Annotated in this window: 16 protein-coding genes; 13 read left to right on the top strand and 3 right to left on the bottom strand. The window is 66.2% G+C overall.

The annotated features are described in order from the left end of the window. The first annotated feature begins 174 nt into the window (after window positions 1-174). The 13 genes from ABZ293_RS16470 (at window position 175) to ABZ293_RS16410 (ending at window position 23,419) form a co-directional block, all read left to right on the top strand. A complete protein-coding gene (locus tag ABZ293_RS16470) occupies window positions 175-6,693 on the top strand; it encodes a type I polyketide synthase (RefSeq protein WP_355181565.1) in 6,519 nt (2,172 codons plus the stop codon). Beyond that, on the top strand, window positions 6,690-7,604 hold the full coding sequence (locus tag ABZ293_RS16465) for a metallophosphoesterase (protein ID WP_355181330.1): 915 nt from the start codon (window positions 6,690-6,692) through the stop codon (window positions 7,602-7,604). The genes ABZ293_RS16470 and ABZ293_RS16465 overlap by 4 nt, the downstream gene beginning before the upstream one ends. Beyond that, entirely contained in the window at window positions 7,601-7,834 is a 234-nt protein-coding gene (locus tag ABZ293_RS16460) for a hypothetical protein (RefSeq protein WP_354959426.1), read from the top strand. Before ABZ293_RS16465 ends, ABZ293_RS16460 begins: the two co-directional genes overlap by 4 nt. Then, window positions 7,831-8,397: a hypothetical protein gene (locus tag ABZ293_RS16455; RefSeq protein WP_355181328.1), complete on the top strand. Its 567-nt coding sequence runs from the start codon at window positions 7,831-7,833 to the stop codon at window positions 8,395-8,397. The genes ABZ293_RS16460 and ABZ293_RS16455 overlap by 4 nt, the downstream gene beginning before the upstream one ends. Further along, on the top strand, window positions 8,394-9,914 hold the full coding sequence (locus ABZ293_RS16450; protein WP_355181326.1) for an NAD(P)/FAD-dependent oxidoreductase: 1,521 nt from the start codon (window positions 8,394-8,396) through the stop codon (window positions 9,912-9,914). The genes ABZ293_RS16455 and ABZ293_RS16450 overlap by 4 nt, the downstream gene beginning before the upstream one ends. Beyond that, the gene (locus tag ABZ293_RS16445) at window positions 9,911-10,771 is read left to right on the top strand and encodes an SAM-dependent methyltransferase (protein ID WP_355181324.1); all 861 of its coding nucleotides are present in this window, start codon (window positions 9,911-9,913) and stop codon (window positions 10,769-10,771) included. Before ABZ293_RS16450 ends, ABZ293_RS16445 begins: the two co-directional genes overlap by 4 nt. Further along, window positions 10,768-12,174, top strand: coding sequence for an FAD-dependent oxidoreductase (locus ABZ293_RS16440; RefSeq protein WP_355181322.1), 1,407 nt, complete (start codon window positions 10,768-10,770; stop codon window positions 12,172-12,174). Before ABZ293_RS16445 ends, ABZ293_RS16440 begins: the two co-directional genes overlap by 4 nt. 128 nt (window positions 12,175-12,302) lie before the next feature. Beyond that, the gene (locus ABZ293_RS16435; RefSeq protein WP_355181320.1) at window positions 12,303-13,196 is read left to right on the top strand and encodes an alpha/beta fold hydrolase; all 894 of its coding nucleotides are present in this window, start codon (window positions 12,303-12,305) and stop codon (window positions 13,194-13,196) included. After that, window positions 13,193-19,396: a type I polyketide synthase gene (locus tag ABZ293_RS16430; RefSeq protein WP_355181318.1), complete on the top strand. Its 6,204-nt coding sequence runs from the start codon at window positions 13,193-13,195 to the stop codon at window positions 19,394-19,396. Before ABZ293_RS16435 ends, ABZ293_RS16430 begins: the two co-directional genes overlap by 4 nt. 16 nt (window positions 19,397-19,412) lie before the next feature. After that, window positions 19,413-20,897 carry a polyketide synthase gene (locus tag ABZ293_RS16425; RefSeq protein WP_355181317.1) on the top strand — a complete coding sequence of 495 codons (1,485 nt, stop codon included), beginning with the start codon at window positions 19,413-19,415 and terminating at the stop codon, window positions 20,895-20,897. A 31-nt stretch (window positions 20,898-20,928) separates the two neighbouring features. Then, window positions 20,929-21,432 carry a DUF4442 domain-containing protein gene (locus ABZ293_RS16420; RefSeq protein ID WP_355181316.1) on the top strand — a complete coding sequence of 168 codons (504 nt, stop codon included), beginning with the start codon at window positions 20,929-20,931 and terminating at the stop codon, window positions 21,430-21,432. Window positions 21,433-21,488: 56 nt separating this feature from the next. After that, window positions 21,489-21,638, top strand: a complete 150-nt coding sequence (locus ABZ293_RS16415; RefSeq protein ID WP_355181315.1) for a hypothetical protein — start codon at window positions 21,489-21,491, stop codon at window positions 21,636-21,638. Between the two features lie 206 nt (window positions 21,639-21,844). Next, window positions 21,845-23,419 (top strand): alpha/beta hydrolase, encoded by a 1,575-nt coding sequence (locus ABZ293_RS16410; RefSeq protein WP_355181313.1) that lies wholly within the window; start codon window positions 21,845-21,847, stop codon window positions 23,417-23,419. Window positions 23,420-23,668: 249 nt separating this feature from the next. Here the strand turns inward: ABZ293_RS16410 and ABZ293_RS16405 are convergent, their stop codons facing one another. The 3 genes from ABZ293_RS16405 to ABZ293_RS16395 form a co-directional block, all read right to left on the bottom strand. After that, window positions 23,669-24,535, bottom strand: coding sequence for an LLM class F420-dependent oxidoreductase (locus ABZ293_RS16405; RefSeq protein ID WP_355181311.1), 867 nt, complete (start codon window positions 24,533-24,535; stop codon window positions 23,669-23,671). A gap of 48 nt (window positions 24,536-24,583) precedes the next feature. After that, window positions 24,584-25,516: an alpha/beta hydrolase gene (locus ABZ293_RS16400; protein ID WP_355181309.1), complete on the bottom strand. Its 933-nt coding sequence runs from the start codon at window positions 25,514-25,516 to the stop codon at window positions 24,584-24,586. A gap of 71 nt (window positions 25,517-25,587) precedes the next feature. Then, window positions 25,588-26,166, bottom strand: a complete 579-nt coding sequence (locus ABZ293_RS16395) for a TetR family transcriptional regulator (RefSeq protein WP_355181307.1) — start codon at window positions 26,164-26,166, stop codon at window positions 25,588-25,590. Window positions 26,167-26,364 lie beyond the last annotated feature (198 nt).

The raw sequence follows: 26,364 nt of genomic DNA, 5'->3' as shown, positions 1-26,364 counted from the left end.
GATTGCTGAACGAGAGGATTTTCCCCACCCCATACGAGCCCCACTGGTTTGAACTTGACTGCGAGCGTTCATGATTCGCCGGGAATTTGCAAGTTACCCACTGTCACATCAACTTCATTCTGAAATGTGTTGCAGTCGGAACTGGCCTGGGTTACGGTGACTTTCGCCGCACCGATGCCGAGCGCTCGGCGCGGACTCGACTTCTCTGACCACTCACGGTCAACCAATCATGAGAACGTGTTCTATCCGCAGGCTTTGCCTGCATGCCGAGGAAAAGGGGACCTCATGGCGAATGAAGAAATCTCGTCGAATGCTGTCGCTATCGTCGGAATGGCGTGCCGCTTCCCCGGGGGAATCGACTCACCGGAGTCGTTATGGCGCTTCTTGGTTGAAGGTAAGCACATATCCAGCAAATTTCCGTCGGACCGATCCATGACGGAGCTGGCAGATATGGCCTCGCCCGAAGTGGCGGCGGCCATGGCGCCGATGGGTGGATTCATCGACGAGCCCGGGCAATTCGACCCGGAGTTCTTCGGGATCAGCCCCCGCGAGGCCAGAGCGATGGATCCGCAGCAACGGATGGTGCTCGAGGCCACCTGGCAGGCGCTCGAGGACGCGGGCATCGACCCGACCACGTTGCGCGACACCGACACCGGTGTCTATGTCGGTGCGATGGGCGGTGACTACGCCTATTTGATCCCCGGTCAGAAGGACCTCGACCCCGGATATGTCTCATTGGGCGTCAGCCAGAGTGTGCTGTCCGGGCGCGTGTCCTACGTCCTGGGGTTGCAAGGTCCCACGATGAGCATCGACACCGCCTGCTCGTCCTCGCTGGTGGCGATGCACCTGGGTGGTCAGGCGCTGCAGGCCGAGGAATGCTCACTGGCGCTGGTCGGTGGCGTCTCGATCATGTCCACCCTCACCGGCTTCTTCGCACTGGGCCAGCACGGCGCTATCTCCAAGGAGGGTCGCAGCAGACCCTTTTCGGCCGATGCCGACGGCTTCTGCATGTCAGAGGGCGTGGCAATGCTGGTATTGGAACGGCTTTCCGACGCCCGCCGCAACGGTCATCGGGTGCTGGCCGTCATGCGTGGCGCGGCCGTCAACCAGGACGGCGCCACCAAGGGCTTGACTGTGCCGAGCACGCCGGCGCAGCAGAAGCTGATCAGTGCGGCGTTGGCCAACGCCGGACTGGCGGCCGCCGACGTCGATGTCGTCGAGGGACATGGAACCGGTACTCCGGTCGGCGATCCCATCGAACTGCGGGCGCTGTTCGACACCTACGGTCAGGATCGCGCCGCGGGGCAGCCGCTGAAATTGGGATCCATCAAGGGCAACTTCGGCCACACTCAAGCGGCGGCGGGTGCGGCCGGAGTCATCAAGATGGTCCAGGCGATGCGGTACGGCGTGCTGCCGCCCACTGTCAACGTCAGCGAACCCACCCAAGCGGTGGATTGGTCGCACGGCGCGGTGGAATTGGTGACGCAGGTCGGTCCGTGGCCGGACAATGGCCATCCGCGTCGAGCTGGGGTCTCGTCGTTCGGCATCGCCGGAACCAATGCGCACGTCGTCCTCGAGGAAGCCCCGCCGGTTGCTGAGCAGCCGTCTGCCTCGTCATCGGAATCGGTTGTGCCCGTTGCGATGTGGCCGATCTCCGGCAAGACGCCAGAGGCGCTGGCCGACCAGGCGGCCCGACTGGCGGATCATGTCAAGGGACACCCGGAATTCGCCCTGCGTGATGTGGGTTGCGCCTTGGCGACCACGCGGGCGACATTCGAGCATCGTGCCGTGCTGCTCGGCACCAACCGAGTCGATCTGCTCGCCGGTCTAGCCGAGGTAGCGGAGTGCAAGCCGGTCGGGCCGATTCGGGGCCAGGCGCATCCGGATCGTCGGGTGGTCTTCGTCTTTCCTGGTCAAGGCGCGCAATTCGCCGGCATGGCAGCGCAATTGATGGCGGAATCGCCCTTCTTCTCGGAGCAGATCCGCGCATGTGAGGACGCGTTCGCCGAATTCGTGGATTGGTCGCTGACCGATGTTCTGCGCGAAGCGGACGGCGCGCCGTCGATCGAACGCGTCGATGTAGTGCAGCCCGCCTTGTTCGCAACCATGGTTTCCCTTGCGGCGCTGTGGCGTTCGTATGGTATCGAGCCAGCCGCCGTAGTCGGGCATTCGCAGGGCGAGGTCGCGGCAGCCTACGTGGCGGGCGCGCTGTCGCTGTCCGACGCCGCCCGGATCGTGACCATGCGCAGCAAGCCGCTGCGCAGCCTCCCCGGTTCCGGCGGCATGGCCTCCATCAACGCTCCGGCCGACCGGGTTCGAGAACTCATGGACGGCCTCGACGACCTTTACCTCGCCGCGATCAATTCCCCGACCACCACCGTCGTCGCCGGTGGTGCGGCGGCGGTGACCCGAATCGTCGAGCTCGCCGAAGCAAGTGGAGTGCGTGCCAAGCGCATTCCGGTGGACTATGCCGCACACACTCCGCATGTGGACCCACTGCGGGAGCAGTTGCAGGCGGCTGTTGCGCCGATCGTGCCGACGGGCACCGATGTGGTGTTCTTCTCCACCGTGACCGGCGACGTATTGCCGGCCGAGCAGTTGGGCCCCGACTACTGGTTCCGAAATCTGCGCGAGCCGGTCGAATTCGAGCGGGGCTTCCAAGCGGCGTTCCAGTCTGGATTCGACGCGTTCATAGAGATGAGCGTGCACCCGGTGCTCACCTCCGCGATGCACGAATCCCTGGACCACGCTGGATCTTTTGCGGATTCCTGCCTCATCGTCGGCTCGCTCAAGCGTGAAGACGCCGGTATTCGCCGGTTCCTGACCTCGGTGGCCGAGGCGCACGTCCAGGGCGTCTCACCTGACTGGTCGAAGATCTATCCGGTCGGTACCGCTCGGCCGGTTACGTTGCCCACCTACGCTTTCCAGCGTCAGAATTACTGGCTGGCGAGTGTTGCCAACACCGGTGGCGGGAAGCCGAGCGGCTTGGGCCTGGTCGCCGCGGGCCACCCCCTGCTCGGTGCGGTGTCCGAGCTGCCCGGTGCCGATCGATTCCAGTTCAGCACCCGCCTGTCGGTGACCAGCCATCCGTGGCTGGCAGACCACGCCCTGCACGGCAATGTGCTGGTGCCCGGCGCCATGCTGCTGGAACTCGCACTGCACGCCGGCGACTCGCTCGGCTGCCCGCGGGTGGAGAAGCTGAGTATGTACACCCCGGTCACCTTGCCTACGGAAGGCGCCATCCACCTGCAATTGGTGGTGGGCGAGCCGGAGAAGGGCGGGCGGCGCAAAGTAGCGATCTATTCGCGTCCGGAAGTGAAGGACGAGCTGCCCGGTGCCAGCCAGTGGAGCCTGCACGCCGACGGATTGCTGACCCCTGCGGCCAAAACCGATGAAACCGACGGGCAGAGCCTCGAACTGTGGCCACCGGTGGGCGCGGAGCAGGGCATGGATCCCGAGACCGCGTACCGGACCCTGGCCGCGCTGGGCTACCAGTACGGTCCAGTCTTCCAGGGGATGAAGGCCGTGTGGAAGCGCGGCGAGGATGTCTTCGCTGAGGTCGCGCTACCGGAGACGGTGGGCGACGCCGACAAGTACGGCCTGCACCCGGCTCTGCTGGACGCCGCTATGCAATCCGCTGCCGCCGCTGCGGCGTTGCTGCCTTCGGAGGCGGGCGCGATTCGGCTCCCCTTTGCCTGGGAACGGGTAGAACTGCGTGCGGTGGGCGCAAAAGCGCTGCGTGTCAAGCTGACTCCGGTCGGAAACGACCGACTGCGCTGGGTACTGGCAGACAATACCGGCCGCGTTGTCGCCGTCGGCGACCTACAGGTGCGGTCCATCTCCATGGGCAAACTCGCGACCGGTGGCTTGTCGGGACGCCAGGAATCGCTGTTCGGCGTGGACTGGCTGGCCCTTCCCGCTCAGCGCGCCCGGTATTCGGCACGGCGGGGTGAATGGGTCGTCGTCGGCGGCGAACCGTTCGGGGTGTCCGACGACAGCGAACTGACGAGCTATGCGGATATCGACGCGTTGCGCGCGGCAACCGACTCCGGTGCAGAGGCTCCGAAGGTTGTGCTGCTTCCGCGGCTTGCGAGATCCGCGGGCGCCGAGCCGGGCGCGCACCTGACGGTCACCGTGCGCGACGAACTGCTGCGGACGCTGACCCAGCTGCAAACCTGGTTCGCCGATGAACGATTCGCCGAGACGAAGCTGGTCGTGCTCACCAGGCGGGTGCAGGCGCTCGACATCGCCGAAGAGGTTTCCGACCTGGCCGGCTCGACGGTGTGGGCGCTGGTGCGAAGCGCTCAGTCGGAGTTCCAGGACCGGATCCAGCAGATCGATCTCGATGAGGCTGATATCACCCTCGATCAGCTCAGCGCGGTCTTGCAGACCGACGAACCCGAGCTGGTAATGCGCGCCGGCGAATTCTTCGGCCGCCGACTGCGCTCGGGCCTGGAAGCCGCGGCCACCGTCGGGGGGCGGCTGGGCGGCACGTGGCGGCTGGCGATCCCCGCGTCCGGCAACCTCGACGACGTCACGCTGTCCGAAGCCGACGACGACTCCGCCGCGGACACGCTGCCACCCGGCACGGTCTCGGTCGCGCTGCGTGCTGCCGGTCTGTCCTTTCCGGTCGCGCTCACCGGATTGGCCGCGTCGTCCGGGACGCCGTCGCGACTGGTGCACGAGGCGGCCGGTGTTGTCGTCGCGATCGCTTCGGATGTGACGGGTCTCGCGCCGGGTGATCGGGTGTTCGGCTTGTTCGACGAGATCGCCGCGACCTCGGTGGCCGATCACCGGCTGCTTGCCGCGGTTCCGGCGGGATGGTCGTTCGCTCAGGCTGCCGCCGCACCGGTCGCCTATCTGACCGCGCTATACGGCCTCCGCGAGGTCGCCGAGGCCCGAGCGGGGGAGCGAGTGCTCGTGCACGCCGCCACCGGTGGCGTCGGCACGGCTGCGGTGAACCTGTCCCGGCATCTCGGCCTGGAGGTTTTGGCGACCGCAGGTCGCACCAAGTGGGATGACTTGCGCGGCCTGGGTTTCGCCGAAGATCATCTGGCGGATTCCCGTTCCTCGGACTTCGCCGCCCGGTTCGCGAACCACGACATCCAGATCGTGCTGAACCTGCTGCCGGATACCTTCACCAACGACTCACTGGGACTGCTCGCATCCGGCGGCCGGTTCGTGGAGATCGCCAGGGACGTGGTGCGCGATCCGGCGGAGGTACGTCGCACCCACGATGTCACCTACTCCTCGTTCGAGTTGGGTGCGCTGGCTCCGGACCTGGTGGGCGGACTCCTCGCCGAGTTGGCTGAGCTGTTCGCGAATGGTGTCCTGGCCCCGCTGCCATTGACCCGTTTCGATGTGCGGCACGCCGCTGCGGCGCTGCGTCTGATGTCCGAGGCGCGGCACCTCGGCAAGGTGGTGCTCACCTGGCCGACCGCCTTCGATCCGGAATCAACGGTGCTGATCACCGGCGGCACCGGCACGATCGGTGGGATCATCGCCCGGCATCTGGTCTCCAGCTACGGCGCCAAGCACCTGCTGCTGACCAGTCGCAGTGGTATGCAGGCCGACGGAATCGCCACTCTGGTCGGGGAATTGGATGCCATGGGCGCCAGCGTGACGGTCGCCGCGTGTGATGCCGGTGATCGGGACGCGCTGGCGGCGGTGCTCGACTCGCTGCCCGCGCAGCATCCGCTCGGAGGCGTGGTCCATCTTGCGGCCGCATTGGCGGACTCGACTTTCGCCGGGCTGACGGCCGAACATCTGGACGCGGTGCTGCCCGCCAAGGCGCACGGCGCCTGGCATCTGCACGAGCTGACCCAGCACCTGGATCTGTCGATGTTCGTGCTGTTCTCTTCGGCGGCAGGCACATTCGGTAGCGCCGGTCAGGCCAACTACGGCGCGGCGAATGTCTTCCTCGACAGTTTGGCCGTGCACCGTTACCACCGTGGGTTGCCCGCCACCGCGATGGCGTGGGGCTGGTGGGCGGAGGACACCTCCAATACCGGTGGCATGGACGAGAAGGATCGTTCTCGTCTGACCCGCATGGGCGTGACGCCGATCCCGACGCAGGAGGCGTTGGAACTGTTCGACGCGGCGTTGCGTACCGGGCGGCCACATGTGCTGCCGGTCGGTATGGATCTGTCGCTGCTGCGGGTGGCCGCTCAGGTGACCGAATTGCCGCCGTTCTTCCGTGCGCTGCTGCACACCCGGCCGCGTGCCACGCAGCAGATGGGCGATCCCTCTCAGCTGGCCAAGCGGCTGGGCGGACTCGGCCCGTCCGAACAGCACGAGGTGGTCGTAGATCTGCTCAAGACGCCGATCTCGATGGTCTTGGGCTACTCGTCTCCCGATGCGGTCCAAGCGGATCGGGAGTTCACCGAGATGGGTATCGATTCGCTCAGCTCTATCGAGCTCGGTGCGCACCTGCGGGCACTCACCGGTGTGAAGCTGGCGAACTCGGTCATCTTCCAGTATCCGACGGTGAACCTGCTGGCCCGGCATGTGCTCGACCAGGTGACTCCGCAGGATGCGGAGCTCGCCGATCCGATCGTCGCCGAGGTGGAGATGCTGCTGGAGCGGCTGACGGCGATTCACACGGACGGCGATGTGCCCGACGAACTGGTCACCCGGCTCTCCGGGGCGGTGCGCAGGCTGGGTGGTTCCGTTGCCACCGAGGCGGTTTCGTGAGTCGGTTGCTCGCGGTGAGCGACCTACATATCAGCCATCCGGGGAATCGGGAAGTGGTCGAACAGATTCGGCCCGATTCCCCGGACGACTGGCTGATCGTCGCGGGTGACGTGGCGGAGAAGACCGATGCGATCCGCTGGGCGCTGGGACTGCTGCGCGAGCGCTTCGCGAAGGTGATCTGGGTGCCGGGCAACCACGAGATGTGGACCACTGCAAGGGATCCGCGACGCCGCCGCGGCGAGGGGCGGTACCGGCATCTGATCGACTCGTGCCGGGAGCTCGATGTGATCACACCGGAGGATCCGTACCCGACCTGGGAGGGTGCGGGCGGTCCCGCGGTGTTGGCTCCGCTGTTCCTACTGTACGACTACAGCTTCCTGCCGCACGGCGTGCGAACGAAGCAGGAGGGTCTGGCGCGCGCGGAGGCCACCGGATCGGTCGCCACCGACGAGCAGTTGCTCGCCTACGACCCGTACGTCTCCCGGGAAGAGTGGTGCCGGCAGCGGGTGGAGTACACCCGCGCCCGGCTCGACGAACTGGATCCGGCGGTGCCACTGGTGCTGATCAACCACTTTCCGCTGCTCCGGCGGCCGACCGAGCGGCTGCTCCGGTCGGAGTTCGCCATGTGGTGCGGCACCGAGCTGACCGCGGATTGGCATCGCCGCTACAACGTGCGGTGCGTGGTGTACGGGCACCTGCACATTCGCAAGACCGACCACTTCGACGGAGTGCGGTTCGAGGAGGTGTCCATCGGCTACCCGCGGGAATGGCGGCGCCGGGGGCTCCCCGAACCGCTGCTGCGGGAAATCCTGCCAGGTCCGGACGATTCGTCGCGATCGGTCGGCGCGCTGAGCCGGCGCGCCGCCGGTCATGCCTGGCGAATGGCTCGAAAAGGAATGTTGCCACGATGACCGAGAGAATCGGCGCGAGAAGAAAACTCGAGAGTGAGCTCGGCGAGGGCCTGACCGCGCTCTACCTGTTGTCCGAAGACCAGTGCGCGGACCTGCTCACGCTGCTGAACGAAGCGCCCGGACGTGACCGCGCCCTTGCTGAGACCGCGTTGGCGGACAATATAGCCCGCCTGCCATGGGGAACCAGATCCATTGTGCGTGCGGCACTGCTGGGGAGGCGGCGGCGGTGACCGATCGTGTGACGAGCATGCATTTGACAAAGCTGGCCCACGCGCTGCACGTGCCCATCGAGCGCATCGAGTACCTGGGCGTGCTCGGTGGCGAACATCTCGCGGCGCTGCAGGAGCAGGTCGTGAGCAACCTGCGATCGCGTTATCCCACTGAGTACCAGCGTTATTCGGCGCTGGGACGGCGCGTGCCGCTGCGGCTGGCGGTGCCGTTCGCCACCCGGGTGCTGCCGCCCCGGCTGCTGGGCCGCTCGATCGGCAGCGAACTGCTCGACGGGCGCACCGACAAGTCTCTGGCCATACTGTCGAATATCGATCCCGTGGTCGTCGCGGACGCCGCGCCCTATATGAACCCTGCGGTGGTGGGCCGGCTGGCGGAGATCGCCGCACCGGAACTGATCAGCGGTGTGATCGCAGAACTGATGGCGCGCGAGGATTTCGACACCGCGGACCTGTTCGTCGATTACGTGACCGAGTTCTTCATGGCCGCGGCGGAACCGGCCGGCGATTCGGAGGCGCGACGGCCACGTCGGGGCCTACTCCGGAGACTGCGGAGGAAGCGGTGACACCGGCGGGCGAGCGCGAATTCGAAGTCGTGGTGGTGGGCGCCGGCTTCTCCGGCATCTGCGCCGCGATCCGATTGCGGCAGGCCGGAATCCACGACTTCATCATGGTGGACAAGGCCGACGACGTCGGCGGCATCTGGCGCGACAATACCTATCCCGATGTGGCCGTGGACATTCCGATCTGGGGATACTGCTACTCCTTCGAGCCGAATCCGGACTGGCGATACGCCTATGCCAAGGGCGACGAGCTGAAGTCCTATGCGGACCGATGCGTCGACAAATACGGCGTGCGCCCGCATCTGCGCCTCGGCACCGAGGTGACCGGCATCCGATTCGACGACGAACTTCACCACTGGGACGTGCAGACCAGCCGGGGTCCGCTGCGCGCTCGATTCGTGATCAACGCCTACGGTGCGCTGGGGCGGCCGAAGTTTCCCGACATCGCGGGTCTGGACACCTTCGCCGGAGCGGTGATCCACAGTGCGCGCTGGGATCACACGGTGTCGCTCGCAGGCCGGGTCGGGGTGATCGGCACCGGGTCGTCGGCGGTCCAGATCATCCCCGAGGCCGCCGAGCGCGCGGAACGGCTCGCGGTATTCCAGCGCACACCCATCTGGGTGATTCCCAAGCCGGATTTCCCCATTCCGCTGTTCCTGCGCTGGGTGTTCCGCCTCATGCCCGGACTGCTGAGACTGCCGCGCTGGATCGTGCTGGTGTGGCTGGAACTGCTGTACAACGGCATCTTCCGGTTCAAAGCGCCCAGTGCGGTGACCGCGCTGGAGTGGATGGCCCGGCTCGCCCTGCGAGCGCAGGTGCCCGATCGCTCTGTCCGCGAGCGGCTTACGCCGCAGTATCGCTTCGGCTGCAAATTCCTGACTCTGTCGAACAGGTACTACAAAACTTTCGCGCGCGACAATGTCGACCTGGTCTATGCGGACATCGCGGCGATCACGGCCACCGGTGTCACCACCAGCGACGGTCGCCATCACCACATCGACACGCTGATCCTGGCAACAGGTTTCGAGGTGTTCGAACGCACCAGCCTGCCTCGGTTCCCCATCACCGGCAGCGGCGGCGTAGATCTGGGCGACTATCTGGATCGGAATCGCAACGCCGCCTATGAGGGCGTCACGCTCCCGCCCTGCCCCAACGCCTTCATCATCCACGGTCCCTACTCGATGACCGGATCCTTCTTCATGACCATCGAAAATGCGGTGGCGCATGCGATTCGGTGCATCTCCGAGGCGCGGCGGCGCGGCGCCACCCGGGTGGAGGTGAAGCCGGAAGCCTATGCACGCTTCATCGAGGAGATGATCGCGCGTCAGGCCGGGTCCATCTTCTACAACTCGAACTGCGAGCAGGCCCGCAGTTTCTACTTCGACCAGTTCGGCGATGTACCGCTGTTCCGGCCGTCGACAAGTGTCGAAGCCTGGTGGCGGATGCGGAGATTCCCACTCGCGGACTACGCGTTCACAGCGTGCGAGGAGCGGACCGCCGAACATCAGGAGGCGTCATGACTTCACCGTCGATCGGCCACGTTTCCGATACCGCGCGCTGGGTGGCGGTCTACCGGGCGCTGGAATCGGCCCGACCCGATGCGCTGTTCCACGACGAGCTTGCATCGATGCTGGCCGGTGCGCAGGGCGTGACGCTCGGTGCATCGGGCATGCTGCCGCGCGGCGCGCGCAACCACTGGCCGACGGTGGTGCGCACCAGGCTGGTCGACGATCTCGTCATCGACTCCCTGCAACGGGGATGCGACCGGGTGATCAATCTGGCCGCAGGTCTGGACACGCGTCCCTATCGGCTCGACATTCCAGCCGAAACGATCTGGTACGAAGCGGATCTGCCGGAACTGATCGCCTACAAAGACGCGCGACTTGCCGGCCGGCGGGCACGCTGCGAGCGGGTCACCCGGACCGTCGACGTCACCGACCAGGCCGCGACCGCGGAGTTCCTCGCCGAGGCGTGCGACGGTGCACGCGCTGTCCTCGTCATCACCGAGGGGCTACTGCCGTATCTCGAGGCGGCGCAGGTCCGGATGCTGAGCAACGCCCTGCTTCGACCGGAAATCCGCTGGTGGGCGCAGGATCACTGGTCACCCGCCATGCTGCGGATGGTCAATCTCACGATGGGGCGCGAACTCGGCTCGGCGCGTTGGACTTTCGCGTCCAGCCTCAACTTCTATCAGGACTGGTCGGTCGAGACCGCGCACTCGATATTCCGGGCCGCGGCCCGATGGCAGCGTTCCCCTCGGGTGCTGCGCGGGTGGGCGCTGCTGCCGGACACCGAACCGGGAGCGAAGCTCGACCGCTCCCGACTGTGGTGCGGCGCAGTGCGTCTGACCAGCCGTGACCGGGAGGGAAGAGGATGAACGCGGCAAGGCCGCAGGTGGTTGTGCTCGGCGGCGGCTTCGCCGGCTTGCTGGCCGCCTCGGCGGCGGCCCGGCACGCCGCTGCGGTCACCGTAATCGAGCGAGACCGATACCCGGAGCGACCGGAGTCACGCCGTGGGCTGCCACAGGCCCGACATCCGCACTTTCTCGCGCCCGGCGGTGTGCTCGGACTCGAGCGGCTACTGCCCGGGATCGCCGACCGGCTGCTCGCGGCCGGCGCGCATCGCATCCGCGTCAATACCGACTTGCTTTTCCGCCCCAACGTGGGCGGCTGGATGGCCCGCAACTATACGGGCCGATTCGGGATCACCTGCAGCAGACAGCTGCTCGACCATGTCGTTCGTGCGATGGTCATCGAGCAGGATGGCGTCACCGTTCGGCAGGAGTGCGAGCCGATGGGGCTGCTGGGCTCTGCGACCGCAGTCCGCGGTGTGCGGTTGCGGGACACAGCGGTCAGCACAACAGAGCAGTTCGACGCCGACCTGGTGGTCGATGCCACCGGCCGCGGATCGCAGGCCGGCCGGTGGCTGGACGCGTTGGGGGTCGTTGTGCCTCCCCCGGAAATCGTCGACTCGGGGCATACCTATGCCACCCGGGTCTTCCGCGCGGTATCGGGCGCCGAATCGGATTTTCCCGCAGTGCTCATCCAAGCCGAATCCCGCTCCGGTGCGCCCGGTGGCAATGCCACGTTATTGCCGATCGAAGGTGGTCGGTGGATCGCGGCTGTCGGAGGCACCCGAGGCAGCAAGCTGCCCACCGAGGACGACCATTTCATCGACTTCGCCCGGCACGGCGTATCCGATCCGCTGATCGCCGAGATCCTCGCGGCAGCCGAGCCGTTGACCGGGACGATGCGCTCGCGCAGCACCGGTAATCGGCGCTATCGGTTCGACCGCATCCGAACCTGGCCCACCGGATTCGTGGTCGTTGGCGATGCCGCAACGGCATTGAATCCGGTATACGGCCAGGGACTTTCGGTTGCGACACGCTGCGCCGGCGCGCTCGGTGCGGAATTTGCGCGCAGCGGCGTCGGTGCCGGTTCGGCATCTCGCCTGCAACGCTCGATCATCCGGGCGGCTGCTGATCCGTGGCAGATGGCGACCAGCCAGGATCTCGCGTTCCGCAATACCGAAGGCCCCGGACCGGCCGTGCTGGATCGCTGGATGCTTCGCTACGGCGCGCGGGTGTTCCGCGCTGCGGAGTCCCGGCCCGCGGTGGCCACCGTGGCGTCGGATGTGATGTTCCTGGCCCGCCCGGCCCTGGCCATGGGGCATCCGGCGGTGCTGGCCGGAGCCGTCCTGGGCCCACGGAAGCCGCCGCTGACCGAGCCGCCGCTGACCGGCTGGGAACGCGGATTCATCGCCGGGAGACGTCTCGGATGATCCGGAGCATGCCGCGAGGCGTGGCGCCGGCAGCGCTCGCACTGCTCGCGATGGCTATTGTCATACTCCCGAAATCCGCTGTAGCACTGGCAGATACAACGCAACCGGCGGGCGCAGCGGAACTCCCGATGCCTGCCTCGACGGACAGTTGGGTGCTGAGTTCCGGCGACGTTCGGCTGCGCGTGCACGAGTACGGACCGCCTGCCGATTCGGCATCGACCGTTGTCCTCGTGCACGGTTATCTGTCCACCTCGCGCGCCTGGGATCAGGTTGTCGCGCGACTGGCACCGAACTATCACGTGGTCACCTACGACACCCGCGGCAATGGCGAGAGCGATCATCCCGCACGGCAGGAGAACTACGCGCTCCCCGTGCTGGCCGCCGATATCGGCGCGGTCATCGACGCTACCGCCGGCGGCCGCCGAGTGCATCTGGTGGGCTGGGATTGGGGTGCCGGCGAGGGCTGGGAGGCTGCCGCGACCCCGGCGGTCGCCGCCGAGCTCCTCGACTTCACCGCTCTGTCCGGGCCGAACCTCGATCTGTGGGGGCGATGGCTGGCGCGCACCGCGCAGAATCCAGCGGACCTTCCGGCAGTGCTCGACCAGGCGGCGCGTTCGGTGTACATCCCGCTCTGGAACATACCTATCGTCGCCGAGGCCATGTGGAACACCGGCATCACGGGAGCCACGCTCGACGCGTTCATACAATGGGAGGGCGCTCCGGCGCCACATGTCCCGCCCGCCGACGGGATAGCGGCGCTGAACCGGTACCGGGCCAATGTGTTTCAGCGCCTCGCCGATCCGACCTACAGCCGCCTCATCGTGCGTGACGTGCACGTCATCGTCGCGGTGCACGACCTGTATGTCGGAATTCCGGTCATGACGCGGGCGATCGAAGGCGCGGCAGACCACCTGACCTTCACCGAAATCGATTCGGGCCACTGGGCCCCCATCACCGATGCACAGCAGGTCGCGGACGCGATCGTCGGCGGATTCTCGCCGCAGCCGGAAGGAACGCCATGAACGAGCCCATCGCGATCGTCGGCATGGCCGGACGATTTCCCGGGGCCGACGATCTCGACGCGCTCTGGGATCTGCTGATCTCGCGCGGTGACGCGATCAGAACGGTCCCCGCCGACCGCTGGGACGCCGCCGCTCCACTGGACGGATCCAAACGGGTGCAGTCGGTCGGCGGCTTTCTCGATGGTATCGACGGCTTCGACGCGGCACTGTTCGGCATCTCGCCGCGCGAGGCCGCCGATATCGACCCGCAGCAGCGACTCATGCTCGAAACCGCCTGGCGTGCACTGGAAGACGCGGGTGTGCCCGCACACACTCTGCGCGGCACCCGGACCGGGGTGTACGTCGGCGCCTCCTGGCACGACTATGAGACGCTTCGCACACAGCGGGGTCTCGCAGCCACCCAGCACAGCCTGGTCGGCACCGCGCTCGATGTGATCGCTTCGCGCGTGTCGTACGTTTTCGGCCTGGCCGGACCCAGCCTCGTGGTCGAGACCGGATGTTCCTCGGCACTGGTGGCGCTCGATCTGGCGGTTCGCGCGATCCGCACCGGCGATATCGAATCCGCTCTCGTCGGCGGCGTGAATCTTATTCTGGCGCCGGATATCTCGATCGGACTTACACATTTCGGGGCGCTGTCCGATGCCGGACGGTGTGCGGCATTCGGTGCCGGTGCGGACGGATTCGTTCGCGGCGAGGGCGTGGCGGCGGTATATCTCAAGCCGCTGAAGGCCGCACGACGCGACGGCGACCGGGTGCGAGCGATCATCGTCAACACCGTCGTGAACAATGACGGCGGCGGCGAAAGCCTGGTCACGCCGAGCATCGACGGCCAGCGAGAGCTTTTGCACCTGGCCTACCGAGAGCGCGGACTGGACCTCGACCGACTGGCCTACGTCGAAGCGCACGGAACCGGCACCGGTAGAGGCGACCCCATCGAAGCCCGGGCTCTGGGCGAGGTCCTCGGAATACCCAGGAATTCCGAGCGCGGTCCGCTGCTGATCGGTTCGATCAAAACCAATATCGGGCATCTGGAGGCGGCGGCCGGCCTCGCGGGTCTGATCAAGTGCGTGCTGTGCCTGGAGCGCGGGAACGTGCCGCCGAGCCTGCACTCCGGTGAGCTCAATCCCGAGATCGCCTTCGACGACCTGAATGTGCACGTCGCGCGTGATCGCGTCGAGCTGCCGGCCGATGCGCCGGTCTATGTCGGCGTCAACTCCTTCGGGTGGGGTGGCACCAATGCGCATGCCGTCCTCGAGCGCGCGGAATCCGCAGACAGCGAGAGTGATTCGTACTCATCGCGAATCGGTTTCGTGCCGGTCTCGGCGCACTCCGACGAAACGCTACGTCAGCGCTGCAATGACATCGCGGACCTGCTGACTGCTGATCCGGAGCAGCTGCATCCAGTGGCGGCCACGCTCGCCCACCGTGCGCCGTCGATGTCATGGCGCGCCGCCGTGCTGGGCTTCGCGCCGGATAACGTGTCGGCGGCGCTGCGTCGTTATGCCGCGGACCCGGCTGCCGAGCAACCCGAGGTGCTGTCCGGCCGCGCTCGCGACGTCGGTCGGGTGGCCTTCGTCTTTCCGGGTCAGGGCGCGCAGTGGCACGGTGTCGGCGCGGCGCTCTACGGGAATGACCAGGCGTTCACCACCGCCGTCGAGGCGTGCGCAGCCGCGCTCGAGCCGCATGTGGACTGGCGCCCGCTACCGGTGATATCCGGTGCGGCAGGACCAGGTTGGCTCGAGCGCGTCGATCAGGTGCAACCGGTGCTGTGGGCGCTGTCGCTGGGTATCGCCGCCATGTGGCGGCACATGGGCATCGCTCCCGATGTGGTCGTCGGCCACAGTCAGGGTGAAATCGCGGCGGCCACGCTAGCCGGCGGGATCAGCCTGGAGGACGGTGCGCTCGTCGTGGCCCGGCGCAGCGCGGCGCTCCGAGCGCTGGCGGGCTCCGGCCGAATGCTTGCGGTCGAACTTTCCAAGGATGAGATCCCCTCGGTCATAGCGGGTTTCGAGAATTCCGTTGGGCTGGCAGTCGACAACGGTCCGAGATCCTGTGTGCTGTCCGGTGATACCGACTCGATCGAAGCGCTGCACGAGATTCTCACGGCCGAAGGCGTGTTCTGCCGGATGGTCAAGGTGGACTATGCCTCGCACAGCCCGCAGATGAACCAGCTCCGGCCCGAACTGTCGGCGGCGCTCACCGCGGTGTCAGGGCGTGCGGGCAGTGTCGAGATGCATTCCACCGTCACTGGGTGCCTCGTCGGGCCCGACGATCTCGGCGGTGACTATTGGATCGAGAACCTCTGTCGCCCAGTACTATTCGCCGAAACAATGACAGCGCTGTTCGACTCGGGCGTCACCCACGTGATCGAGATCAGCCCGCATCCGGTGCTGACACCGGTCATCGAGCAGCTGGCCGCCACGCGGCCGCACCCACCCATAGCGCTTTCGTCGCTGTACCGGGACCGCGATCCCCGCACCGAGATGTGTCGCAGTCGCGCCCAGGCGTACATCTCGGGCCTGCATCCATTCGCCGATATCGCCGCCCCGGCTGCCACACCGCTGCCTCCGTATCCGATGCGGCGACAGTCCTTCTGGCTTCCGGCGCGCGCAGCGGGTGTATCGGCGGTAGCTACGCTGCGAGTTCCCGCGTACCCCAGTGTCGTCGAATCCGGGGCATGGCACGCCACCCTTCCCATCACCCTCGACGCCATGGCGTGGCTGGCCGACCATCGCGTCGGCGACGCCGTGGTGCTGCCCGCGGCCATGATGATGGCCATGGCGGTCGCGGTCTGCCGTACCAGATATGGGCACGCACCAGCGGCGTTGCGGGACTTGCGGTTCACCCGTGCCTTGACGCTCAACGACACCCCGACCCGCCTCGATGTGATGCTGCGCGAAGACGTCACGGCGGGTGCGAGCGTCGAGATCAGGTCGCTCGACGACGGAGCGCAGACGTGGACGCCGCATGCTCGAGGCCGGGTGATGCACGTGGTGGAGCTCACAGATGCTCCGAACTTCCCGGCCGAATCACCGGGCGACGATCCCATGGGCTCCGCGGACTTCTACGAGCTGTGCCGACGGCGAGGACTGAACTACGGCCCCGAATTCCAAGGTGTGCGCGAGATCCGGATTTCGCGCGACACCGCGCTCGCCCGGATCGCACTCGGTGCACAGGGACGGGCACAGCTGCACCGAGGTGAGTTGCACGCGGCATTGCTCGACAGCGCAATGCAGGTCGCCCTGGTGCTGTTCGACGAGGAGCGAACTGTCGTTCCAGCGGCGATCGAAGAGCTCAGGCTGTACGCCGAACCAGCCGATTACATCGACACGGCCTGTGTGTACGCCGTTCGGCGGTCGGCGAATTCAGCGGACATCCATCTCTTCGATGCGCAGCGGACGCCGTTGGCCGCCATCCGCGGACTCGAGCTGATCGCCATCGACGGCGAACGGACCGCTGCCCGGCGATTCGATCGAGAATTCCACTTCGTGTTGCGGCGCGACGACACCGCTGAGCAGGACTCGGCGGATGTCGTTGCGCACGGCTCGGCGGATACCCAGTTCGTCCTGAACGGTGCGGCAACGCATCAAGAGGCATTGCGGGAAGCCCTTCGTCGACGCGGCCTGTCCGTGCGCACCGCTGAGCACAACCGCATCGACCAGACCACCACGGTGGTCTATCTTGCGCCCACCGCCGACCTCGATTCGCAGCGTCGAGGACTTGTGCAGCTCGCCGAGCTGGCACGCGCCCACGTCGGTTCCGCAACCGTGCCGCGGCGGCTTGTCGTGGTGACCGCAAACGCCTGCGCCGCCGAGTTTGCAGATCGACCAGATCCAGGTGCCGCCATGTTCTGGGGATTCGTCCGGGTCCTGCGACGTGAGCATCCCGAACTGTCCGCCGAGATCATCGATATCGCCCTGCCCGACGGGATCGACGACTGCGCAGACGAACTCCTGGCGGCGACCGGAGAAGACCAGGTGGTGCTTCGTGCCGGGCGGCGCTACATCGGCCGACTCGAAGGCGGTGAGCGTCCGAGCGAGACCGTAGTGCGCCCGTGGCACCTACTCCCGCAGCCCTTCCGGCTGCGGTCGGCTCCGGACCGATTCTGGGACGGGCTGCGCTACGTTCCGCTCGCCCCCCGCGCACCGGGCGACGGTGAGGTGCTGGTCGAAATCGAGTCGGCCGCAGTGAATTTCATCGATGTGATGAAGGCGGCTGGAACCTATCCGGACGCCTCACCGGGAGCCGGGGATTTCGGTGTTGAATGTGCCGGTGTGATCCGCCGGATCGGGCCGGGCGTGACCGGTCGAGCCGTCGGCGATCGGGTGGTGGCCTGCGGACTGGGGACATTCGCCTCGCACATCACTGTTCGGGCCGATCACACCGCGCCGATCCCCTCCGGCATGACCGCCGAGACCGCTGCGGCGCTGCCCATCGTGACGACTACCGCCTGGTATGCGCTGGCCGTACTCGGGCGCGTGGGACCAGGCGATACTGTGCTGATTCATTCCGGTGCGGGTGGATTGGGCCTGGCGGCCATCAGCGTGGCCCGCTATCTCGGCGCGCAGGTGTTCGCTACTGCCGGGTCCGCAGCGCGCCGCGCGTTCCTGCAAAATGCGCACGGTATCGAGCATGTCTTCGACTCGCGCGCGCTGACCTGGGCAGACGAGGTGAAGGCCGGGACCGGTGGGCGCGGAGTGGATGTCGTGCTCAATTCGCTATCCGGCGCGGCCATTGATCACGGTCTCGACGTGCTCGCCGAGGACGGCCGTTTAATCGAGGTCGGGAAGAAGGACATCTACGCCGATCGCCGACTCGGCTTGCGGGCGTTCGCCAAAGGCATCGGGTTCCTCGCCGTCGACCTGGCCGGAATGATGACCCGTCGACCCGAGCGCTTCGCGGCCGCATTGCATGAGTCGTGGCAGTTGGTTCTCGACGGTCACCTCGCACCGGTACCGACCACCACCCACATGCTCGCCGATGTCGCGGATGTGCTGCGGGACATGGCCCGCGGCGAACACATCGGCAAATTCGTGCTCAATCGCCCCGAAACGGTGCGCGAGATCGCCCCGGAGCCCATGCCGGACGGCCGATTCCGGGCGGACGGCACATATCTGATCACCGGCGGCCACGGTGCGCTCGGTCGCAGCCTCGCCAGCTGGCTGCTCGCGCACGGAGCCGGAGCGGTCGCGTTGCTCGGGCGCAACGCACCCGGGGGAACGCTGCCGATCGGCGAATTCGAGAATGGAACGAGCTCCGGCGCAACGGTGCACAGCTATCGTGCCGACGTCTCTGATCACGAAGCTCTCGCTGCCGCACTGGATTCGATCCGGACGGAGCTTCCGCCGCTGCGCGGGGTGTTCCATGCCGCCGGAGTGCTCGACGACGCCACCGTGCTCGGACTCTCCGCCGAACAGGTCGAACGCGTATTACGACCGAAGGTCGACGGCGCGCGCCATCTGGATGCACTGACCGCGCAGGATCCACTGGATTTGTTCGTGCTGTTCTCCTCCGCCGCCGCACTCGTCGGCAACCCGGGCCAGTCCGCATACGCCGCGGCGAACTCCTATCTCGATGCGCTTGCGGTGGCGCGCCGCTTCGACGGACGACCCGGACTGAGCATCCAGTGGGGACCTTTCGCGGACATCGGTTTGGCTGCGGCGCAACAGAATCGAGGTGAGCGGCTGGCCGCGCATGGCATGGCCGGCATCACCGAGACCGACGCGTGGACGGCGCTCGGCGAATTCCTTGCCGAGGACCGCCAGATCATCGGGTATCTGTCCTTCGATTCGCGCCGGTGGTTCGACGCGTATCCCGACTGTGCCGCACAGCCGAGCTGGAAAGCATTGCGGCACAGCACCGATACCGCTGCTGCGTCGGGGCTCGCTATGAGCGAGTTCCGCTCCGTCTTGTCCGATGCGACGGACGCCGAAGGGCCCCGGCTCGTGCTGGACAAGATCGTCGAAGTGGCCGCAGGCGTGCTCCGGATGGCCGCGGATGGCGTCGACGTGCGAACACCATTGCGCGCCATGGGGCTCGATTCGCTCATGAGTCTGGAGATGCGCAACAGGCTCGAATCCGTATTCGCCCTGCGGATCTCGCCGACGCTGCTATGGACCCACGGCACCGCCGAGGCACTGGCCATCGCACTCCACGGCGAACTGGTCACCGCGCCCAGCGAACCCGCGCGAACAACGTGACATCAGGAGATACAGGATGGATGAAATAGCTACCGCGAGTGCGGGCGCACCGGACAACATCGCCCTGCGCCGCGCCACCGAGACCATCAAAAAGCTACGCGCACAGCTGGATCAACGATCCGAGGTCGGCCCTATCGCGATCATCGGCGTCGGGTTGCGCCTCGCCGGCGGGATCAGCGACCTCGACGGATACTGGGCGGCACTGCTGGAAGGCCGGGATCTGATCGGCGATATGCCGATGCACCGGCGCTGGCCATTCGAAGATGAATGGGCGCAACTGCCGACCCGGGGCAGCTTCATCTACGACGCACTCGATTTCGATCCGGACTTCTTCGGGATCAGCCCGCGCGCCGCGCAGGCCATCGATCCGCAACATCGGATGCTGCTGGAGGTCGCCTGGGAAGCTTTGCAGCACAGCGGCACTGACCCGGATCGGCTGCGCGGGCAAGCGGTAGGCACGTTCATCGGGATCAGCGGTCGTCAGGACTACGCCGACTGGGCCGGGCAGCACGGCGACGCGCACTGGGCGCTCGGCAACGGGCACAGCTTCGCGGCCGGCCGAATCGCTTACACGTTCGGGTTCACCGGGCCCGCCGTTGCCTTCGATACCGCGTGCTCCTCCGCACTGGTCGCGATCACCCACGCGGTGCAGTCATTGCGGCGCGGCGAAACGGAGATCGCGGTGGCCGGCGGCGTCAATCTGATCCTCGCGCCGGGCTCCACCCGGGCGATCAGCCGAACAGGCTCACTGGCGCCCGATGGCCTGTGCAAGGCCTTCGATGCGCGGGCCAACGGCTTCGTACGCGGTGAGGGCTGCGCGCTGATCGTGCTGAAGCGCCTCACCGATGCCCGGCGCGACAATGACCCAATCCTCGGTGTCATTCACGGAGTCGCGCTCAACCAGGATGGCCGATCCTCCGGATTCACCGCGCCCAATGCCGACGCCCAGCGTCGGTTGATCGAGGCCGCGCTGGCCGATGCCAGATGCAGCCCAGCGGATCTCGGCTTCATCGAAGCGCACGGCACTGGAACCGCTTTGGGTGATCCGATAGAGATGAGCGCTATCGTTGCGGCGCTGGCCGCTCGAAACGGCGGTAGGCCATTGCATGTCGGATCTCTGAAGACGAACTTCGGGCATCTCGAGGCAGCGTCGGGGGCCGCGGGCCTCATCAAGGCCCTCATGTGCGTTCGAGAACGTGTGATCCCGCCGCTCCTGCACTTCGATACCCTCAATCCGCGAATTGATCTGAACGGCACCGACATTCGGGTATGCAACCAGGCTGAACCGTGGACAGCGACGCAAAGCGGCCCGCTGGCCGGTGTGAGCTCATTCGGCATCATCGGAACAAATGCTCACGTAATCGTCGGCCCGGCCGACTCGGCGGAAACCATACGGGGTGACCGACCGTCGGTCGAAACCGGGCAACCCCAGTGGACCCGGGTGCCCTACGTGCCGGGGTTCCTCGGTGCGGCTCCACCTGCATACGCCACAGTGCGATGACCCCACATCATCAGGTGAGGAAGGTTCGTTCATGAAACCACTGGACTCCACGGCTGCTGGTCATCCGCGCGCACCCCGCTCACTGCCGGCGGACCCCTCGCGGTTCCGGCTGCTGATGAGCCTGTATCCGCCGTTGTTCTTCTCGGGCGTGCGAGTGGAAAGCGTCGCCGAAGACTGGACCAGAATCCGGGTCAGCCACCGGGTTCGTCCGTGGAATTGCAATGTCAACCGCTCGGCCTTCGGCGGCACCCTGTTCGCCATGACCGACCCTTTCTATGCGGTCATGGCGGCTGGTCAGCTGGGCAGCGGCTACCGCATCTGGAACATCGTCGGCGGCATCGAATTCCTCGCGCCCGGACGCGGAACTGTCAGCGCGACAATGGAACTACGCGCCGACCAGGTCGACAAGATCCGCGATCAGATCTGTACAGCTGGTCATTCAGTGACCACGCACACCACCGAGATTCGCACAGCGGATGGCAATTTGGTGGCGCGAGCATCCCAAGACCTCTCGGTGCGCCCGGTTCGGAGCTAGTCCCGCATCCACCATGCCGGGCACCAACTATATGCAGCTCCGTGACGGCATGATGGATGCGGTCGAATCGATCGTTCTCCAGCCGAATCGATCTGCTCGGTACAACCTTGGTGGCCACCGCGATCGAGACGACGCCCACCGAGACCGTCAGACCCGAAGCGGATGTCCTCGAGCAGCTGGCCGCACTGGCCGCCGAGGCCGGATAGCTATTCGTCGTCAAAGGCATGTGACCCGCTGCGATAAGTGGCGGCGTTTCCCGCCGGGTGTCGAGCAGCCACGCCGATGGTCGACGTAACCCGACATTTGCTCGATGGTTGGCTACGGTTAGCGAAATTTCCTTGCAGCACAGCCACGCACTTTCCCGTGACGATAGCGAGGATCCGTGTCGAACCGCCCGCATTTCCCTCGACGTGTGGTGACTTCCATAATGATGGCCGCAGTCCTGGCCTGCGGTGCTGCGCCCGCCGCTGCCGAGCCACCGGACCCGACACCCATGGCGACGCCCACGCCGGTCTGGACCCCGTGCCCCAACGCCGCCGGTTTCGAATGCGCCACCGTGACCGCACCGTTGGATTATCAGCATCCGCAAGCGCGCACGATCGAGCTGGCGGTCATCCGGCACCCAGCAACCGACCCGGCCCATCGGATCGGCAGCCTGCTGTTCAACCCCGGTGGGCCCGCACCGGCTATCGACCTGTTCATCATCGAGTATCCGTTCTTTCCCCAGGAGATGCGGGAACGGTTCGACATCGTCAGCTGGGACCCGCGCGGGTTCGGTCGCTCAACCGCCGTCCAATGTTTCGCCACTGCCGCGGAGTACGCAGCCTGGTTCGCGCAGATGCCCAAAGGGTTTCCCGTCGGCCATGAGGAAGAGCGGCAGTGGATCGAAGGCAACATCGAACTGGGTCGGCGTTGTGAACAGCGTGACCCGGTCTTGCTGCGGTTCGTCTCGACCACAGACTCGGCACAGGACTTGGATCTGCTGCGCGCAGTCCTGGGCGACCAGCGGTTGACCTACCTGGGGGCCTCCTACGGGACGCTGCTGGGCGCCACTTACGCCAACCTGTTCCCCGACCGAGTGCGGGCGATGGTGCTGGACGGCAATGTCGATCCCACGGCCTGGTACGACGACGACCCAGCGCTGCCGACGTTCCTGCGCGAACACTCCGACCTGGGGACGGCCCAGACACTAACGCAGTTCCTCGACCTGTGCAGCCGAGCAGGCCCCAGCGGCTGCCCCTTCGCGGCCGACACTCCCTGGGCGACCCGAGTCAAGTACGAGCGACTGATGGACCGCCTGCGCATCCACCCGGAGGGCATGTTCACCTTCGCCGTCACCGCCTCCACCGTTCGCACGGCCCTGCAACTGGTCCATCCCGTGGACGCTGCCCCGAACTGGTCGACGCTGGCCGACCTGCTGCAGGACCTCTGGCTGGGCCAGACGCCCCAGAGCATCGCATCGATGGTCTCGGTCCCGACGATGCCGACCGAGGTCCTTGCATCCTCTACGGGTGACTTGTCGCTGGCTGCCTCCGACCAAGACCAGAGCTACTCAGGCATCGAGCAGGTCTATGCGCTGATATGCAGCGAGAGTCCCAACCCGCGCGATCCGCACCTCTACGGCCCCCTGGCCAAATTCGCCACCCTGCGGGCCGGGACGGTCGGGCCCTTCTGGGCGTGGGTGACCGAGGCGTGTTCCACCTGGCCGGGCAAGGCGGCCCATCGCTACACCGGCCCGTGGAACCGGTCCAGGACACCGATCCTCACAGTCAACACCGTCTTCGATCCCGCCACCCCGTATCAGGCTGCCCAGTCCATGACCGCCCATCTCGGCAACGCTCGACTGCTCACCGTCGCCGGATACGGACACACCACACTATCCAACCCGAGCAGTTGCGCGAATGCCCACGAAAGCAACTACGTCGTGCGCGGCGTGCTGCCCCCGCGCGGCACAGTATGTCTACAGGACACCCCACCGTTCACCTAGACCGATTCCGACGAATCCGCCCCGCCGCGCCGAAGACCGCGCTGGAGCCGACCGCAAAGCTGGTCTTCGGCCGCCAGTGTGGCGGGGCGTCTCTGCAGGTGGACGGTGTAGGGGAGCTGGGCATCCCGCACAGTGAGTACGTTGAGAGCGACTACGGCTATCCGCCCGTCGCGAAAGGTGCTGCGCCGGATCATGAACCGCCGGGTGAACCGCCCGCGGCGGCAATCGCGGATGCGCTATGCGGTGCCGTCAGAGATCACTGACCGCGAGGGTCAATTCGAAGATCTTCTCGAAGTCCTCGTCCATGAACGGGCCCTGGCGGCCGAGTACCGCGTGCTGGATGCCGACCTCGGCGAACTGGGCGAACGAATCCGCCTGCTCCGCAATCGGTTTATCCGGGTAGTAGTACGCGACCATGGTCTTCTCGATGTCCTCGTATGGTCGGCCGACCGCCTCGCAATGTCCGCGCAGAACGGCGAGTTTGGCCGTGACGGCGTCGACGGATCCACCGAAGAGATTGCACGCGTCGGCGTACTGCGCGACCAAGCGCAGCGTTTTACGCTCGCCCTGGCCGCCGATCATGATGGGCGGATGCGGGCGGGTCAGCACATTGGGCACGTTCAGCGGTCGTTCGAGCGTGTAATGCCTGCCATGGAACGGCTTTTCCGAACCCTCCCACATCTGCTTCGCGATCCGCAGCGTCTCCTCCAGTCGTTCGTACCGCTCGGATCGCGGCGGAAAGAACAGGCCGAGCCCCGCGGCTTCCTCGGCATTCCACGCCGCGCCGATGCCGAGCCAGGCGCGGCCGCCGGAGAGCACATCAAGGGTCGTGACGCTCTTGACCAGCAGCCCCGGATCCCGGTAGCTGACGGCGGTGACCAAGGCGCCGAACCGAATTCGTTCGGTCCGAGCCGCGATATAGCCGAGTGCGGCATAGGCCTCGAGCATGTCGTGTTCGGCCGGGCCGTTCGGACCGATCTGGAACAGGTGATCCATGACGAATACCGAGTCGAGACCGACCTGATCGGCGGCGCGCACGATCCGATCGACCCGCGGGCCGATCGCATCCGGCGAATCCGGCCAGGTGAAGTCGGCGAGGGAAATACTCAGTCGCATAGGCCGAGCGTGGCAGGAACAGCGCGCGCCGGGGAGGCTCCGTCGGTCCTAGGACTGGTCGCCGAAGAAAGCCAGTAATTCGCGGATCATCTGTGCCGGTTGTTCTTCAGGGACATAATGGCCGCTGCCGTCGATGCGGACCACCCGGATATCCGTACCCTTCTCCGGCGACATCTGTTCGCGCAGTGCGGAATACGATTGCTCTGCGGCGAGGGTGAGGATGGGCAGCGTGACGACCGGGTAGGTGGCGAGATCGGCGATATCCTGACGCATGGTCTGGTACCAGCGGTTGCCCGCGCGGATGGCCTCTGGGGTGTCGTAGGCGGCCGCGTATATGCGGCGGGCCTCCTCCTCCACCGAGGACTGGTCGGCGAGCATATGGCCATAGAGCCAATCGATGACCAACCGGAAGCGGCCGGTGAGCAATTGTTCCGGGAGTTCGCGGAGTTGGTTGAGCGCGAACCACCACGGATATCCCCCGCGCCCCTTCTCCAGAGCAGTGGCCTGCTCGTCCGAGGCAGGCAGCATCGGGATTTCGAGCCACGACGCGTCGGGCACACCAAGATCCACCGTGACCACCCGCCGCACTGAATCGGAGAAGGTGGCCGCCAGATGGTAGGCGACCGACGCGCCGATATCGTGGCCGACCACATACGCGGATTCATATCCGAGATGCCGGATGAGCTCGTGGATGTCACGCGCCATGGTCTTCTTGTCGTATCCGGATTCGGGTTTGGACGAACTGCCCATACCGCGCATGTCGACCGCGGTCACCAGGTAGTGCCGGGCGAGTTCCGGCATGACTTTGCGGAACTGCCACCAGGTTTGCGGCCAGCCGCCGAGCAGGATCAACGGCTCACCGGTGCCGCCCGTGACATGGTGCAGCCGTATACCGTTGACCTCGGCGTGCGCGCTGATGAAATCTCCGTCCAGCGACGCAGCCAGCTCGGTATCGGTCGGGACGGTGTGCGTAGAGTTCAAGATACAATCCTTTTCTTGAATGGCCGTTCAATAAAATGGGCAGAAGAATGTCACGGAAGTAGCTACCCGATTCAGCCGAGCATGGCGACGGCCTGTTCGACGGTGTCGTCCAGAAAGCGTTGCCGGACAGGGGTTTTCCCTATTACCCGGATCCCTTGCAGCAGCGTCACCAGGAATCGCGCGAGAGCCACGGGGTCGCGATCGGGCGCGAGCTCACCCTGCGCACGGGCGCGCAGCAGCGTGCTGGCGAGTACGGTCTCCATGACTTCCAGCCCGGAGGTCACCAGGCGGCTCGCGCCGTCGTCTCCCGGTAGCTCTACCGCGGTATTGGTGACCAGACATCCCTTGCGATCATGATCCGCGAGTGAGATTTCCGCGTAGTGGCGAATCAGTCCGCGCACCGCCTCCAGCGGGGAACCCGGACCCGTCGTCTGGTCGAGCAGTCCATCTCGCGCATCGTCGACATAGCGCTCGAGCGCCTTCAGGTACAGCTCGCGCTTACTGCCGAACGTGCCGTAGATGCTGCCGCGCCCCAGGCCGAGTCCGTCGACCAGATCCTGCATCGAGGTGGCCTCATATCCCCTGCGCCAGAACAACTCCATCGCCGTCCGCAACGCCGCATCCGGATCGAATTCTCGCACCCTGCCCATACTCCGAAAGTACATTATCTTGACTGAACGTTCAAGATTCGACGCCATTCGGCCTGATCTTCTACTTCACCATCGCGAAGCTCGTGCTCGGTATCTGCAGTGGTCCCGAGATGTACCGTGGCCCCTGGTGATCCCGCGCTCGACGACTTCGCCGATATCGGTTCGGTGACCGTCTCCTGCGTCAGCTGGCGCCGCTGT

The organism is Nocardia sp. NPDC005998 (genome assembly GCF_040614395.1).
GTDB lineage: Bacteria > Actinomycetota > Actinomycetes > Mycobacteriales > Mycobacteriaceae > Nocardia.
This window is presented reverse-complemented; position numbering and strand designations above follow the sequence as displayed.